Origin of the sequence: Bacteroides salyersiae WAL 10018 = DSM 18765 = JCM 12988, from assembly GCF_000381365.1 — a bacterium.
GTDB classification, from domain to species: Bacteria; Bacteroidota; Bacteroidia; order Bacteroidales; family Bacteroidaceae; genus Bacteroides; species Bacteroides salyersiae.
This window is the reverse complement of sequence record NZ_KB905466.1, coordinates 2,289,310-2,305,526: the sequence shown is the minus strand read 5'-3', so window position 1 is coordinate 2,305,526 and position 16,217 is coordinate 2,289,310. Positions and strand designations below refer to the sequence as shown.

The 16,217-nt window shown below is 46.1% G+C and carries 10 protein-coding genes; 3 read left to right on the top strand and 7 right to left on the bottom strand.

Annotated features, from left to right (window positions below; genetic code table 11):
* Window positions 1-4: 4 nt before the first annotated feature.
* Entirely contained in the window at window positions 5-2,143 is a 2,139-nt protein-coding gene (locus tag HMPREF1532_RS08580; RefSeq protein ID WP_005927746.1) for a S46 family peptidase, read from the top strand.
* Between the two features lie 140 nt (window positions 2,144-2,283).
* Here HMPREF1532_RS08580 and HMPREF1532_RS08575 read toward each other — a convergent pair whose 3' ends face one another.
* From HMPREF1532_RS08575 to HMPREF1532_RS08550, 6 genes are all read right to left on the bottom strand, one after another.
* A complete protein-coding gene (locus HMPREF1532_RS08575) occupies window positions 2,284-3,147 on the bottom strand; it encodes a DMT family transporter (protein WP_005927743.1) in 864 nt (287 codons plus the stop codon).
* A gap of 243 nt (window positions 3,148-3,390) precedes the next feature.
* Window positions 3,391-5,325 (bottom strand): DEAD/DEAH box helicase, encoded by a 1,935-nt coding sequence (locus HMPREF1532_RS08570; RefSeq protein ID WP_005927740.1) that lies wholly within the window; start codon window positions 5,323-5,325, stop codon window positions 3,391-3,393.
* A 74-nt stretch (window positions 5,326-5,399) separates the two neighbouring features.
* Window positions 5,400-6,458: a tyrosine-protein phosphatase gene (locus HMPREF1532_RS08565; protein WP_005927738.1), complete on the bottom strand. Its 1,059-nt coding sequence runs from the start codon at window positions 6,456-6,458 to the stop codon at window positions 5,400-5,402.
* 178 nt (window positions 6,459-6,636) lie between these two features.
* Window positions 6,637-7,554 carry a carbohydrate kinase family protein gene (locus HMPREF1532_RS08560; RefSeq protein ID WP_005927735.1) on the bottom strand — a complete coding sequence of 306 codons (918 nt, stop codon included), beginning with the start codon at window positions 7,552-7,554 and terminating at the stop codon, window positions 6,637-6,639.
* Window positions 7,542-8,147: an SIS domain-containing protein gene (locus HMPREF1532_RS08555; RefSeq protein ID WP_005927732.1), complete on the bottom strand. Its 606-nt coding sequence runs from the start codon at window positions 8,145-8,147 to the stop codon at window positions 7,542-7,544. Before HMPREF1532_RS08555 ends, HMPREF1532_RS08560 begins: the two co-directional genes overlap by 13 nt.
* Window positions 8,144-8,683, bottom strand: a complete 540-nt coding sequence (locus HMPREF1532_RS08550) for an LOG family protein (protein WP_005927729.1) — start codon at window positions 8,681-8,683, stop codon at window positions 8,144-8,146. Before HMPREF1532_RS08550 ends, HMPREF1532_RS08555 begins: the two co-directional genes overlap by 4 nt.
* 101 nt (window positions 8,684-8,784) lie before the next feature.
* Here HMPREF1532_RS08550 and HMPREF1532_RS08545 point away from each other — a divergent pair, with 101 nt between their 5' ends.
* Both HMPREF1532_RS08545 and HMPREF1532_RS08540 read left to right on the top strand, forming a co-directional pair.
* Window positions 8,785-10,020: a M16 family metallopeptidase gene (locus HMPREF1532_RS08545; protein WP_005927726.1), complete on the top strand. Its 1,236-nt coding sequence runs from the start codon at window positions 8,785-8,787 to the stop codon at window positions 10,018-10,020.
* Window positions 10,021-10,139: 119 nt separating this feature from the next.
* Window positions 10,140-12,365 carry a glycoside hydrolase family 3 C-terminal domain-containing protein gene (locus HMPREF1532_RS08540; protein ID WP_005927723.1) on the top strand — a complete coding sequence of 742 codons (2,226 nt, stop codon included), beginning with the start codon at window positions 10,140-10,142 and terminating at the stop codon, window positions 12,363-12,365.
* 213 nt (window positions 12,366-12,578) lie between these two features.
* Here HMPREF1532_RS08540 and HMPREF1532_RS08535 read toward each other — a convergent pair whose 3' ends face one another.
* Complete coding sequence (locus tag HMPREF1532_RS08535; protein ID WP_005927721.1) at window positions 12,579-16,154, bottom strand: rhamnogalacturonan lyase family protein; 3,576 nt, start codon at window positions 16,152-16,154, stop codon at window positions 12,579-12,581.
* Between the last annotated feature and the right edge of the window lie 63 nt (window positions 16,155-16,217).

The window sequence follows — 16,217 nt, the reverse complement described above, 5'->3', positions numbered from 1 at the left end:
TTGAATGAAACTTAAACTATTTGCAATGATTGCTCTTTTCCTTTCATCGGCCGCCCATGCCGATGAAGGGATGTGGCTGTTAGGGAATTTGAATAAACAAACGCAGAAATCGATGAAAGAGCTTGGTTTGCAGATGCCCGCTAAGAAACTTTATAATCCTAAAAAAGCCTCTTTGAAAGATGCTGTAGTCAGTTTCGGAGGATTTTGTTCCGGTGTTGTCGTTTCGGAAGACGGATTGGTCTTTACCAATCATCACTGCGGTTTCAGTAGCGTACAACAACATTCTACGGTTGAACACGATTATTTGAAAGAGGGGTTTGTAGCCCGCACTCTTGAAGAAGAACTGCCTAATCCGGAACTGTATGTCCGTTTTTTACTGCGTACGGAAGATGTGACGAAACGCGTGCTCAAGGTAACCCGTGACTCCATGACTGAGCCGGAACGTATAGCGGCCGTCGATTCCATTACACGTTTGATAGCCGATGAGGTGAGCCTCAAAGACTCTACACTTGTGGGGGTGGTTGATGCTTATTATGGCGGAAATGAATTTTGGTTGTCGGTTTATCGCGATTTCAACGATGTGCGACTGGTATTTGCTCCTCCGTCTTCTATTGGAAAATTTGGTTGGGATACGGATAATTGGATGTGGCCGCGCCATACCGGTGATTTCTCGGTTTTTCGTATTTATGCCGATAAGAAGAACGAACCGGCCGATTATTCACCCGATAATGTGCCTTATCACCCGTCGTATGTAGCTCCTGTCTCATTGGATGGGTACAAGGAAGGTTCTTTCTGTATGACTTTGGGTTATCCGGGCAGTACGGAACGTTTTCTATCTTCTTTTGGCATTGAAGAGATGATGAACGGCATGAACCAGGCGATGATAGATGTGCGTGGTGTGAAACAGGCTATCTGGAAGCGCGAGATGGATCGTAGAGACGATATCCGCATTAAGTATGCTTCTAAGTATGATGAAAGTTCTAATTATTGGAAAAACAGCATAGGAACGAACAAGGCGATCCGTAAGCTGAAAGTACTTGAGAAGAAGCGGGAGTTGGAAGCTACATTGAGGCAATGGATTCAGAATACTCCTGCTGAGCGTGAAAAGCTGATGCATCTGCTCTCTTCGCTCGAATTGAACTATAAGAGTCGGCGGGAAGTGAATCGGGCGCTGGCTTATTTCGGTGAATCGTTCATTAACGGGCCGGAGTTGGTACAGTTGTCGCTCGAAATTCTTAATTTTGATTTTGAAGCAGAGGAGAAGCAGGTGGTTGCACGGTTGAAAAGTTTATTGGAAAAGTATGCCAATCTGGATATTGACATTGATAAGGAGGTGTTTACAGCACTTTTGAGAGAATATCGCGAAGAGGTGCCTGCCAAGTATCTGCCACCGATGTATCAGACTATCGATACACTTTATAATGGCAATGAGCAGGCTTATATCGACACTTTGTATGCCCGCTCGGAAATAACTTCTCCAAGAGGCCTGAAACGCTTTCTGGAACGTGATACAACGTTCAATATCATCGACGATCCTGCAATCTCGTTAGGTATCGACCTTATTGTGGCTTATTATGATATGAATCATGCGGTAGTGGAGGCTTCGGAAAAGATAGAGAGAGATGAGCGGTTATTCAATGCGGCTGTTCGCCGGATGTATGCCGATCGTAATTTTTATCCGGATGCCAATTCGACTATGCGGCTTAGCTTTGGAACAGTTTGCAGCTATTCTCCGTTCAATGGGGCGGTTTATAATTATTATACTACTCCGATGGGAATATTCGAAAAGATGCGTGATCATCAGGGAGATCCGGATTTTGAGGTCAGCCCGCGTTTATTGGAACTGTTCAGTGCCGGAGATTTTGGACGTTATGCGGATGAAAAGGGAGAAATGAAGGTATGTTTTATCTCTAATAACGATATTACGGGCGGAAATTCCGGTAGTGCGATGTTCAATGCAAAAGGTGAGTTGTTGGGGCTTGCTTTCGATGGAAATTGGGAAGCGATGAGCAGTGATATTGTTTTTGAACCGGATTTGCAACGTTGCATTGGTGTGGATGTACGCTATATGCTTTTTATTATAGAGAAATATGGCGGGGCGGCCAATTTGATCAAGGAACTGAAAATCAATGGTTCCAAATAGAAGAGGGGGGCAAGGCTAAAATGAACAATTGATGAAGGGTATCAAGTTTCAGATTAAAAATTCATTTTCTTTAAAGTTGAGCTTTGGCACATTCTTCCTCTCTGGATGGCCGGTCAATATCTTGTAAATGCCGGGTGACTTTACCGTTTTAGTATTATTACCGTTACTGCGGTAATGATTAAGGCGATTCCCAAGCCGATGCTGCTTGTGAAAGGTTCTCCGAACATAAAGATGCCGACACATACGGCGGTGACCGGTTCCATAGCTCCTAAAACCGAAGTAAGGGTAGAACCGATGCATTTCACGGCTCTCACCAGTGCCAGATTGGAGATGACGGTTGGAATGATGGCGAGCATCATCAGATTCCCGGCTATGTGCCAATTACCGATAGGTTGGATATCTCCTGTGGCATTGATTCCTGCAAGAAGCAATAAAGTTCCGAATAGAAATACATAAAATGTGAGTCGTAATCCTTTCATTTGGCCGACTTTTAATTGACTTACGGTTACCAGATAAAGTGCATATCCCAAAGCTGAAAGAAGGACAATAAGAATGCCGGTGATCGTGATATTGCCCGAATCGTCACCTTGAGACAGGAAAAACACTCCGCTTACAGCGAGAATAATTGCCAGAAAACGCCAGATGGATTTCTTTTCACGGAAGAATAGCATCATTATCAAAGTGGTCAGTACCGGATACATGAAGTGAAGGGTGGTAGCGATGCCGCTCGCCATGAATTTATATCCCCAGAATAGGAATACGGCGGACATCAGATAAAGAAATGCCAACAATACGAGTGAAGGGATATCCCGGCGGTTGATACGGAAAGATTGTCCGTCGAGTAACAAGATAAGCCCCAGTGCCAGTGTGGCAAAAGCAAACCGGTATAATAAAATTGATTCGAACTGCATCCCTTGCCGCATCACCGGAATGGTGAATAGCGGAATGAGGCCGAAAGATGCCGAAGACAGCAGTCCGTAGAGAAAACCGTTTAATTTATTCATACTTTAAGGAATAGGGTTCATTGTTTTGAAAAACGCCGCAAAGGTAATAAAATAACTTGAGTCCTACATAACTTTTATCCTATCGGCCGCCGTTCTTTATGGATGTTCCTTCCCGGAAGAGGAGAAGTTATGCCGTATGGTTCTTATTGCCGGGTTGAGCTTAAATAGAGTGCTGTTCCGAAAAAAAAGAGACTGAATCCCTGATTGGAAACAGTCTCACTTCCTTTGCTGAAAAGGATATTCTTATTTTTTCTTTGGTTTTCTGCGTGCCCAGCCTTCTTCACTGAAATCCGGTTCTTCATCTTTGAAGAATTGCTTCCAATCGTCTTTCTTTCCACGTGCATTTTTATAACCGCGTTCTTCACGGCTTGGCTTTTGCTTCTTGCTGTCGGTGGAAGCAGGCGTTTTGCTTGCTTTTTCTTTGCGCGGTTTAGCTGATGCCGATGTGGAATTATCTTTTTGAGTATCTTTACTTCTGCCGTTTCTACCTTTGACGCCACTTTTATCATTGCTTCTGTCGCTGTTTCTACGGCCTTCTCCGCCCTCTTCTCCGGCAATTTCGACCGAAACCCTGCGACCGTTCCAGTTTGCGCGATTTAAGGCTTTTATTACATTCTGAGTCTCTTTTTCTTCTACTTCAAAGAAAGAGAAGTTTTTCATCAGATCGATACGCCCCAACTCAATACGTCCACGGGTGTTACTGTTCAGCAGGCTGATCAGTTCACTGGGAAAAAAATTATCCATCTTACCCAAGTTGATGAACAGGCGGGTGAATCCCGGTGCTGCCTTGCGGCTGCCACCTTCACGGCCTCCGCGATCTTCACGGCTTCCGCGTTCACCACGGCTGTCGGTAGCTGTTTGTATTTCTTCACGGTCACGATAGTACTCTAAGAAACGGTTGAACTCCATCGATACCATACGTTTGATAACATCTTCTTTGCTCAACCATTCCAGTTTACGATAAATATCGGGCATAAAGTCGGCAATCTCCTCTTCATTGACCTTTACTTTTTCGATATCATCAATTACCTTGATGAGTTGTTTCTCACAGATTTGCTTCCCTGTGGGTACCTGCTCCATGATGAACTTTTTGCCGATGATACGCTCTATTTCGCGCATTTTGCCCTTCTCGCGCATATTGACGATGGCAATGGAAATTCCGGTTTTCCCGGCACGTCCGGTACGTCCGCTACGGTGGGTATAACTTTCCGTATCGTCTGGCAGGCCGTAATTGATCACATGTGTAAGGTCGTTTACGTCCAATCCGCGTGCGGCTACGTCTGTAGCTACAAGGATTTGGATATTCCGTTGGCGGAACTTCTGCATAACGGCGTCACGCTGCGCCTGTGAGAGTTCGCCATGCAGTGAGTCGGCATTGTAACCTTCCTGCATCAGTTTGTCGGCAATTTCCTGTGTCTCTTTACGGGTACGGCAGAAAACGATGCCGTATATCTGCGGGCAATAGTCTGCCACGCGTTTCAGTACGGCATATTTGTCTTTCGCTTGCACCATATATGCAATATGCTTTACACTGTTGGTGCTTTCATTTTTGCGGCCGATAGTGATTTCTTTGGCGTCGCGGAGGTATTTTTTGGAAATACGGGCAATCTCCGGACTCATGGTCGCTGAGAAAAGGAGCGTATTGCGTTCTTGGGGAACATCTGCCAGAATAGCATTGATACTGTCTGTGAATCCCATATTCAACATTTCGTCCGCTTCGTCCATTACGACGTTGCTGATGGTAGACAGTGAAACGGTTTTACGTTCCATCAAGTCCAGCAAACGTCCCGGAGTGGCTACTATGATATGTACACCGCGTTTCAAACTACGTATCTGGCTGTCTATCGACGATCCGCCATATACGGGCAGTACTTTCAGTCCGTCAATGTATTTGGAATAATCGTTCAAATCACCCGCTATTTGCAGGCAAAGCTCCCGTGTAGGGCAAAGGATAAGTGATTGGGGAACACGGTTTTTTACGTTAATCTGTTGTATCAGCGGCAAACCAAATGCGGCTGTCTTCCCTGTTCCCGTTTGGGCAAGAGCTACTACATCATTATTTTCTCCTAAAAGGTACGGAATCACTTCCTCTTGTACCGGCATGGGATTCTCATATCCCATTTCTTCGACTGCTCTACGTATCTCAGGAGAAACGCCAAGCTCTTCAAATGTCTTCATTAAATCTCTGTATATCTTTATATTCGGTGGCAAAGATAGAGATTAATTATGAATTATGAATTATAAATTACAAATTATTCGAGCATAATGTTTTGTAGTTTCTCTATATTTTCCGCAGTTAGCCCAAGTCCTTTCCGCAGATAAGTGGGGATATCGGAATAGGTCCGTTCGATCTCTTCTTTCGCTGCATTCAGAAAATCCTCTTTGGCTGTATAGACGGTGGTAATGGCTTCTTGCGAATTCACCGGAAGCTTGTAGGCATACTTAGACGCTTTGGGAATGTTGAAATAATCATTGCTCAGGCGGTAATCCTGCATGATGATATCTTCGTTTACACCCAATGTGGCGAGCACGAGTGCAGAAGCAATGCCCGTACGTCCTTTGCCGGAAGAACAGTGGATGATGGCCGGATAATTACTGCGATCGAGCAGAAGTTCAAATAATTTTTTGTATTCATCGCGATAGTTTATTACCAATTCGCGGTTCATGCGTTCCACGATCCGGTTGATTGTGTCGCCTTTTATTTTCCCTTCCTGTATTCCCTGCAACACTTTCTCCATATTTCCCGTAGCGATAGGAATATGCACCACATTGAAACCTTTCTGGATCTGCGGATAGTTATTCAGCTCTTCGGGAGCACGGAGGTCGATGATGGTCCTTATGCCCATATTTCTCAACTCCCGGCGTGCGGCACAACCTAAACTGTCGATTTGTGCAGAACGGTAGAGCATTCCCCAACGGACATTTTTCCCTGTAGTGGAGGATCTGTATCCTCCTAAGTCGCGGAAATTTTGTATTCCGGGGATATTGATGTTACGGGTAGCCACCTTCACGCGGTATTTATTATTGAATACCATTGTATAATAGTAGCGTCGAGAGGGGTCGTCTGTGACAATGACCATTTTCCCTTCAGAAATGGGAGCGGCCGCAATCGGCATTGTTTCCGGGATTAACTCCGGATTGGCGGATGCATAAACTTTCACCTGCCCGTGTATGAGAGGGGCGGTTTCCCATTTGATGATGCAGTTTCCTACGTTGTTCTCCTCACAGACAACCGAGATATTCGGCGGAGTTTTGGAGCAGGATGGAAACAGCACGAGGACGGTCAGCCAGCTTAACAGGTTCTTATACATAGTATAATTTGTCTAATAACTCTATATGCAAAGATAGGAATTACTGGCGCACAATATAATTCCTTTGCGATTATTAGCCAAAGTATAGGGTTTTTAACGTGGATATATTGCCACAGAATGATGCATGACCGAGAGGGAAAACGGGATTCTCACATTATTCCGTGGCGATATGTTGGTGTTACAGGCTCTTTGCAAATTCTTTTGAAATTGAATTGTTAAAGCTCTTACACACTTCTGCTGCAAAGTCTTTACCGTGCCGGATGATTTTATCCCAGGTGTTTTCGTCCAGATTGTCGAGATCACGATAACGCACGTCGTATTTCAACATCCCATAAATAAGTCCTGCATTGAAGTTGTCCCCTGCACCGATTGTGCTGACGGCCTTTAACGGTTCTATCGGATATTCTTTTCTGCAATTTCTGGTACGCAATGAGATCTGTCCGGCTCCTGCGGTGCAAATGAAGTTCGGGCAATAGAACTGGATCTTATCTTTATATATCTTGTCTGCGTCATTCAGGCCGTACATATAGAAGAAATCTTCTGCCGATCCGCGTACAATGTCGGCATATTCCAGATTCTCGATGATGGTTGATGTCAGCTTGATAGCTTCGTCCTTATGTGAACTCCGGAAATTGGGATCGTAATAGATGATCGCTTTCTTCTCTTTTGCCGTTTCCAGCAATTCCAGTATCTTGTCGCGAAGCACAGGGTTAAGGGCGTAATACGAACCGACTATTACTATATCGTCTTCATGGATTTCCGGAAACAGGACATCGAGCCTTTGTTTGGGGTAGTCTTTATAAAAAATGTATTCCGCATCACTGTGCTCATTCAGGAATGCGAGTGATACGGGTGATTTTCCATCCGGGAATACATTGACGTGGTCTGTCGGTATGTTGTTTTCACGCATGAATTGCAGGATGATGTTTCCTACGCGGTCGTTTCCTGTTTCGCTGATAAAAGAGACATTTACTCCTGCCCGTCCCAACGAGACGATACCATTGAATACAGAACCGCCCGGTACGGCGGCCGAAGGCTGGTTTCCTTCGAAAATAATGTCGAGGATCGTTTCACCGATACCGATTACTTTACGCATAGTTCTCTTGATTTTTCTCCAAGATAGCCGCCGTGATGGCGTTTGGAATATTCTTCAATGGTGAATTGGGTCTTTTGCATGGTCTGTACCACCAGAATGTCGCCGATGACGGTCATAACGGTAGTCGATGTGGTAGGAGTCATTCCTAATGTGCATACTTCTGCCGGCTTACCGGTACTGAGACAAACGTCCGATTCATCAGCCAAGGGGCTGTCCGGATTTCCTGTGATAACGATGAACTTCAAATTCGGGTTCAAATTATGAGCCAGTTGGGTCAGTTCCACAATCTCGCGTGTTTTTCCGGAGTTGGAGATGAGTAATAACAGGTCATTTTCTTGCAGGATGCCCAAATCTCCGTGTTGCGCTTCGCTCGGATGCAGAAAAACGGAGGGGATGCCCGTAGAGCAAAAGGTCGTTGCGATGTTCATGGCTATTTGTCCGGCCTTTCCCATACCACTGGTCACTAACTTGCCTTTTTTGATGTGTATTTGTTCGATAATCAGGTTTACCGCCTTTTCATACGCATCTGTTATGGGGATGTTCAGCACGGCTTGTGCTTCCTTTTGCAAAAGGTCTTTGATGGATTCTATCATATGGTTGTTATTATTTGTTTTAACTCTTCCAGCGTGTTGGCTACATCGTAGTAAGTCGAGAACGGCTGACGGGCAAATCCTTTTTCTTCGATCTCCTTGAGTGCTTTCAATAGGGTGTCATAAAAGCCGTCCTCATTATAAAAGATCACTTTCTTGTGGTGATAACTGATCGATGCGGCTGCCATCACATGAAATATTTCATCGAGGGTACCTACACCTCCGGGGAGGGCAACGAGTACATCCGATTCTTCTACGATCATGTCCTTACGGTCGCTAAGATTGCGGGTGTTGATGATACGGTCGGGCAATGCGCTCACTTTTCCGTTCTCTTCGAGTTTGGCAGGGACTACGCCGATAATGTGGCCGCCGTTTGTTTTTACTGCTTGCGCTACACATTCCATAAGTCCGAGACTGGCACCGCCATATACAAGAGTTTTTCCTGTTTCTCCCATCCATTTGCCTATCCGGCCGGCCATATCGAAATACATTTTGTCAATGTTTCCCGATGCAGAACAGAATATTCCTATCTTTTCCATACACGTTGTCGCTGTTATAGTCTACAAATATCTGCAATTTTCTATAAACGACAATAAGTTTTATTGTATTTTTGTGGCATCAATAAAACTTAGTCTTGAGAATGAAGAATTTACTAACGGAACAGGTGGAGAAAACTCTGTCGAATGGGTTGAGAGTTATTTGTAAACCTGTTGCTTCTGACGTGACTTATTGTGGTTTTGCAGTTAATGCCGGAACCCGGGATGAAGCTGAGAATGAGCAGGGGATGGCACATTTTGTAGAACACCTTATCTTTAAAGGAACACAGAAACGGAAAGCCTGGCATATATTGAATAGGATGGAAGCGGTGGGAGGAGACTTGAACGCTTACACGAATAAAGAGGAAATGGTAGTCTACTCTGCTTTTCTGACCGATGATCTGTCCCGGGCAGTGGAATTACTGGTAGATATTGTATTTCGTTCTACTTTTCCTCAAAGGGAGATAGAAAGGGAAACCGAAGTGATCATTGACGAAATACAGTCTTATGAAGATAATCCTTCGGAACTTATTTTCGATGATTTTGAAGATATGATCTTTCGTGGACATCCGTTGGGGCGCAACATTTTAGGGCGGCCGGAGTTGTTGAGGCGGTTTCGTACATCCGATGCTTTGGATTTTACAAGGCGGTTGTATCAGCCCTCCAACATGGTTTTCTTTGTTCAGGGAAAGGTCGATTTCAGAAAGCTGGTCGATATGCTCGAAAAATGGATGGCGGATATACCGGATGGTGAGGTAAAGGGGGTACGTACTCCGCCTCCTCTGTATGTGCCTGAATATCTGGTTATCCCCAAAGACACCCATCAGGCACATGTGATGCTGGGAGCCCGTGCTTACAATGCTTATGACGACAAACGTACAGCCCTTTATCTGCTGAATAATATTTTGGGAGGTCCGGGTATGAATAGCCGCTTGAATGTTGCTTTGCGCGAGCGTCGCGGATTGGTGTATAATGTAGAGTCTAATCTTACCTCTTATACGGATACGGGTGCTTTCTGCATCTACTTCGGGACAGATCCGGAAGACGTGGATACCTGCCTGAAACTGACCTATAAGGAATTGAAGCGGATGCGTGACATGAAAATGACTTCTTCGCAATTGGCGGCAGCCAAGAAGCAGTTGATCGGCCAGATTTGTGTTGCTTCGGATAATTTTGAGAACAACGCACTGAGTATGGCTAAAACCTTCCTGCATTATAATAAGTTTGAGAATCTGGCAGTGGTCTGTAAGCGGATCGAAGCGCTGACGGCGGACGATCTGTTGGAAGTGGCGAATGAGATGTTTGCGGAAGAATATCTGTCGACGTTGATTTATAGATAGGAGACAGTAGGAAAATGAAATACGGTTGAATACCGGAAAGCGAGAATATGCGGCCATATTCGGGAAGTATGTATGAATGATAAATTTCCTTTGATTAACTATATACAATAGATCATATCATGAAAGCAAAATCAGTCTTATTGGGTTTATCCCTGGTTGCTCTGCCGGTATTGGCACAGACACCCGTCTATCTGGATGATAGCAAACCTGTTGAAGAGAGAGTAGAGGATGCCTTGTCTCGAATGACACTGGAGGAAAAGATTGCGGTCACGCATGCACAGTCTAAATTCTGTTCTCCGGGCGTGGCTCGTTTGGGAATTCCTGAGTTTTGGATGACAGACGGTCCTCACGGCATACGTCCCGAAGTGTTATGGGATGAATGGGACCAGGCAGGATGGACCAATGACTCTTGTGTGGCTTTTCCGGCATTGACCTGTCTGGCCGCTACCTGGGATACCGATATGTCTATGCTCTATGGCAAAAGCATCGGTGAGGAAGCGCGTTATCGCAATAAAACCGTGCTGCTGGGGCCGGGAGTGAACATCTATCGTACCCCGTTGAACGGGCGCAATTTTGAATATATGGGCGAAGATCCTTATCTGGCCGGACGTATGGTCGTCCCTTATGTGCAGGGAGTACAGCAGAACGGAGTAGCCGCTTGTGTGAAACATTATGCATTGAATAATCAGGAGGTGAACCGCCATACCACAAATGTCATCGTAGACGACCGCGCCCTTTATGAAATCTATCTCCCGGCTTTCAAAGCGGCTGTGCAGGAGGGCAAAGCGTGGAGTATCATGGGGGCGTACAACTTATACAAAGGCCAACATGCCTGTCACAATCAATATCTGCTGAATGACATCCTGAAAGGTGAATGGGGATTTGATGGAGTGGTGGTATCCGACTGGGGCGGTGTGCATGATACAGACCAGGCGATAACCAACGGACTCGATATGGAATTCGGTAGCTGGACAGACGGTCTTTCCAACGGGGCAAGCAATGCTTATGATAATTATTATTTAGCGGATCCTTACCTTGAACGTATCCAATCGGGTAAGGCAGGCACAAAAGAACTGGATGATAAAGTGCGCCGCATTCTTCGTCTGGCTTTCCGTACAACGATGGACCGTAACCGGCCTTATGGTGCCATGCGTTCTCCGGAGCATTATGATGCCGCCCGTAAGATAGGGGAAGCGGGTATCGTATTGCTGCAAAACAATGGTAACCTGTTGCCCATCGATTTAGCTAAAACAAAGAAGATTGCCGTGATAGGCGAGAATGCCGTGAAGATGATGACTGTGGGAGGTGGTTCCTCTTCTTTGAAGGTACAACGGGAAATTTCTCCGTTGGATGGTATCCGCAATCGTGTCGGTAATCGTGCGGAAGTGGTTTATGCCCGTGGATATGTGGGGGATGTCAGTGGCGAATACAACGGCGTTGTTTCCGGGCAGAATTTGAAAGATGACCGTAGCCCGGAAGAATTGATTGCCGAAGCTGTCCGGGTGGCCGGTGAAGCCGATTATGTTATTTTCATTGGCGGATTGAATAAGAGTGCGCATCAGGATTGCGAAGACTCTGACCGTACCGGTCTTGGTTTGCCGTACGGTCAGGACAGGGTTATCACGGAATTGGTCAAGACAAATCAGAATTTAGTCGTGGTCAATGTTTCCGGCAATGCCGTAGCGATGCCTTGGATCAAGGAAGTTCCGGCGGTTTTGCAGGCTTGGTTCTTGGGGTCGGAGGCCGGAAATGCCATCGCTGCCGTATTGATGGGTGATGTAAACCCCTCCGGGAAATTGCCTTTCACTTTCCCTGCCCGTTTGGAAGATGTACCTGCCCATCAGTTGGGTGAGTATCCCGGTAGCGAAAAGGTGGGTGACATTGTGAATGAGAAATACAATGAGGGCATCTTTGTAGGTTATCGTTGGGCCGACAAACAGAAGAAAGCGAAGCCGCTTTTCCCGTTTGGTCACGGACTGAGCTATACTACTTTTGAATATGGTAAGCCTGTTGCCGATAAAAAGACGATGACGGCCGACGATACGATTACTTTTACGGTTACTGTAAAGAACACCGGCGACCGTGAAGGGCAAGAGGTCGTGCAGCTTTATATTAGTGACAAGAAATCTTCTTTGCCGCGACCGGTAAAAGAGTTGAAAGGTTTCCGGAAAGTGAAGCTCGCACCGGGCGAGGAGCAAAAGGTCTCTTTCACTGTTGCCAAAGATGCTCTGAGCTTTTTTGATGACGCTAAGCATGAGTGGATAGCGGAACCGGGTAAGTTCGAAGCTGTGATTGCCGCTTCTGCTGCCGATATCAGAGGAGTGGTTCCTTTCGAATTGAGATAAGAATAGCGGGGTAGTTTCAACCGGTTTGAAACTGTTTGTTTCTTCGGTATGCAACCATTCGTTTCAATACGTTGGCACTGTCCGTTTCTTCAGTATGCAACTCATCGTTTCAATAGGTTGAAACGATGAGTTGCTTTGGTGGAATAACACAGATAAGCCCATCATCGGCAATCAATTTGCCAATGATGGGCTTATCTTTCAATTAATCGTCTTTTACTGTATGATCTTTCTGACGGTCTTTACTCCATCAACGACTACAGAAAGCAGGTAAACGCCTTTTTTAAGTCCTTCCAGACCTTCCAGTTTGATTTCTCCGCTTCCTTGAAGTCGGTTTGTGACATGATATACGCACAATCCGTCTAAAGAGTAGACGCGGATGCTGGAGGAGGCATTGTCCATATCCGTATACCGGATAACAATGCCATCGGAAATCAGAGTGAAAGGAATCTCAACATTACTTTGTTCATCCGTCAGGACTGGCCGTGATATACCCGTAGGGTTGGATTGCTGGTATTTGACGTAGTCGCGCAGATAGTATCCTAAATGAGGCGGTTGGTTATAAGCCACGTTCTGCCAGCAGATAGACATTCTGTAAATATGGTCGTGCATCAGGCAGGGAACACGGTAAGGAGATGTAAACGGAGTTGAGAAAATCATCAGATTGCTTTTGGTCTTTTCGTCATAATAGATACACTCTTCGCGCCAGTCTCCCAAAATATCGGCTTGCAGAGAGGGGGTATCTTTTATCAGATTCACTCCACAGCCGTAAGTGGAAACAAAGTCGGTAACGGTAGTACAACTGGATGTTTTGTTTACCCATTGCGAGATGACTCCTTTTTCCTGCAATTCTTCGGATAGATTACCTGTCCAGTAAGTGCGGAAATTGACAGACGGGCGTTTGGTGGAGATGGAGTCGCCGTTGCAGTCGAAAGTGATGCTGTTATACTTGCCGTCACTGGTCATATTAAACTTTGCCAATGACCAATATTCGGCTCCACGGGAGAGGGAATCGATATCTGCACAAAGACCACGGCCAATATCTGAGCCCATCTTTCTCCCGGAAAGGATTTCACCGGTTTGGGCATCACGCATCTCGAAACCGTAGGCAGCAGATTTTTCTTCGTGTACCATGAACACTTCCAAACCCTCACGGTCGGGAATGAAATCACCTAAATGAAGGGCATCGCCATGGCCCAATCCGGTGCGGTAGAGTACGCTTCCGTCATGGTCGATGCAACAGGCTCCATAAACAATTTCATCGCATCCGTCACCGTCTACGTCACCTACTGTAAGGCTATGGGCACCTTCGCCATAAGCTCCTTCTCCTTTCGTAGTAGATGCGTGCAACCATCTTTTTTTCAGTTCTTTCCCGTCAAAGTCCCAAGCGCACAGGTAAGCGGCTGTATAATAGCCTCTGCACATCACAAGGCTCGGCTTTTTCCCATCCAGATAGGCAACGCAGGCCAGATAGCGTTCACAGCGGTTGCCAAAGCTGTCTCCCCATGCCGAATCTGAAAGGATGTTACGGCTCGGCTCATAGGCTACTGTAGACAGTTCTTTACCGGTAGCGCCTTCAAAAACCGTCAGATATTCCGGTCCGGTTTTGATAACTCCTTGTTTGCCGCCGTGCGTTCCGCGATAATCGGCCTTAGGGTCATCACTACCCATGATTACATTGTTTCCTTTTCCGTCAATGGTACCCGGGGCGGTCTTGCAGGCTACTTCGGCTTTTCCGTCGCCGTCCAGGTCATAAACCATGAATTGGGTATAGTGGGCGCCCGCACGTATGTTGACGCCTAAGTCGATACGCCATAATTTTGTCCCGTTCAGTTTATAACAGTCCAGATAAACGTTTCCGGTATAGTTTTGGCTACCGTTCTGCCCGTTGTCGCATTGATTGGTAGGATCCCATTTCAGGATGATTTCATATTCGCCGTCTCCGTCCACATCGCCTACGCTGGCATCACCGGGGGTGTAAGTATAGCTGCTGCCTTGAACTGTACCTCCTGCCGGGCGGTCGAGAGGAATATTCAGATACCCTTTCTCCAGAACCAATGCCGTAGAAGTCTCAATGATCTTACCGCCACTCACTGCTTCGACCGTGTAATTAGAATTAACCGAACCTTCGGCATCCAGATAATTGGTGCGTGAGGACAGGAGTTGCGAGTTCAGCTTCGTTCCGTCGCGGTATACATTGAAAACGATGTCGTCCGGATCGGTGGCGAGCCAACGCCAACTGACTAACATGCCGTCATTGGTGTACGTGGCAATGGTACCCCGGTTCAGACGCTCCGGGTCGAGTACTTGCGGGCCGCATTCTCTGATGATTTCAATGTATTCGGAAACCTCTTCGGATGGAAGCATGCCTTCTTTTACGGCGATGGCTCTGACTGTTGTCGTGATGCCCAAAGAGAAGCTTTCCGTATAAACGGATGCAGATGCAGACAGGGCGGAAACATCTTTGCCGTAATAGATGGTAGCTCCTTTGGTAGGACAACTGATAGTCACCTTATTGTCACTGTCATAACTGATGACGGGAGCTTCTACTTGGGCCGGTGCGGTGTATTCGCTTTTAGTAGCCGCTACATAGGATGCCGCATTGGCAATCAGTGTTTTCGCATCCGGAGTCAATGTCTCGATGGCAGAATACGAAAGGGGAATCAGTATATAGGTGTTTTTACCATTACTTTGCTTATGTTCGTGAATGGCATTGTATCCGTTTGCACCATTGGTTGCCAGCACATCGTCTGCGGAGATGATTTCTTTGGGGGAATGGTAGCTCTGTACATTGTTGCTTGTCTTTGCGGTACCGTCAAAGAGGGTGATGGCGTTTGTGAAGTCGATATCTGCAAAGAGAGGATGGGTTTTAAATGCATCGGCTACAATAATCTGATTCCATCCGGTAGCTCCTGCCGTCGGATTGGCGGCCGTCGCCCAGTTCCATGAACTGCTTCCGTAGTAGAATGCCTTCAGGTTTAGCATCGGTACTTTGCCTGCAAGGCCGGCCAAGGCAATACCGAATTTATTCGTACTGGCAACGGACTCGGAAGCAACTACCAGGTCATAATCCTTTAAAGTCTCTGTGTAATAAGTACCCGGAACAGAATTGTAATTGTTTGCATCGACGGCTGTTACCTTATAGGATTTTGTCAGTGTCAGATAGACCGGATCTTTGGATATTGAATAATTGGCATACTGGGAATCGTAAACATAGACTGCTGCAGGCAGATCGGCAGAATTTACCATGAAAGCCACATAATACAAACGGCTGTCAGCGCCACTGGTACATTCTTCGTCTGCCCAGGATGTGATGGTAATCGTGTATTGCTCGGCGGGAATCAGTTCGGAAGTTTCCAGCATGCTGCCCTCTGTACCGTCATTACCTCCTTTTAAAGTAATGTTCGCGCCGGAAGTACCGGATATATCGGCACGGACGTAACGGGTTACCGAACTGCCGCTTTGAAATGCGAGCTTCAATCCGGAAATTCCTGTGACAGTGAAGACCGCTCCTTTATTGTTGCCGGCTCCTTTGACGTCCAGCCAGTCCGATTCCATTGTAATGGTACCATCGTCTAACGGGTCGGGAAATGTGCCGGAACGTGATGAATAATATCCGAATGTGCCCGAACCTTTTCCGTCCAGACACCAACCTTCATTGTATGCAGTGGTTAATCCTTCCGAGTCGGTATAAAGAACAAATGTTTCGGTAAAGGATTTGACGGCAGCTTGGACGGATAAAGCGTTGCCGATTAAAAATAAGGAAAGGATAATCCTCCAATAGTTTCTCATAATCGATTGATTTATAAAGTTTCACATGTTTTAATCATTGCAAAAATATTTGATATCGATGAA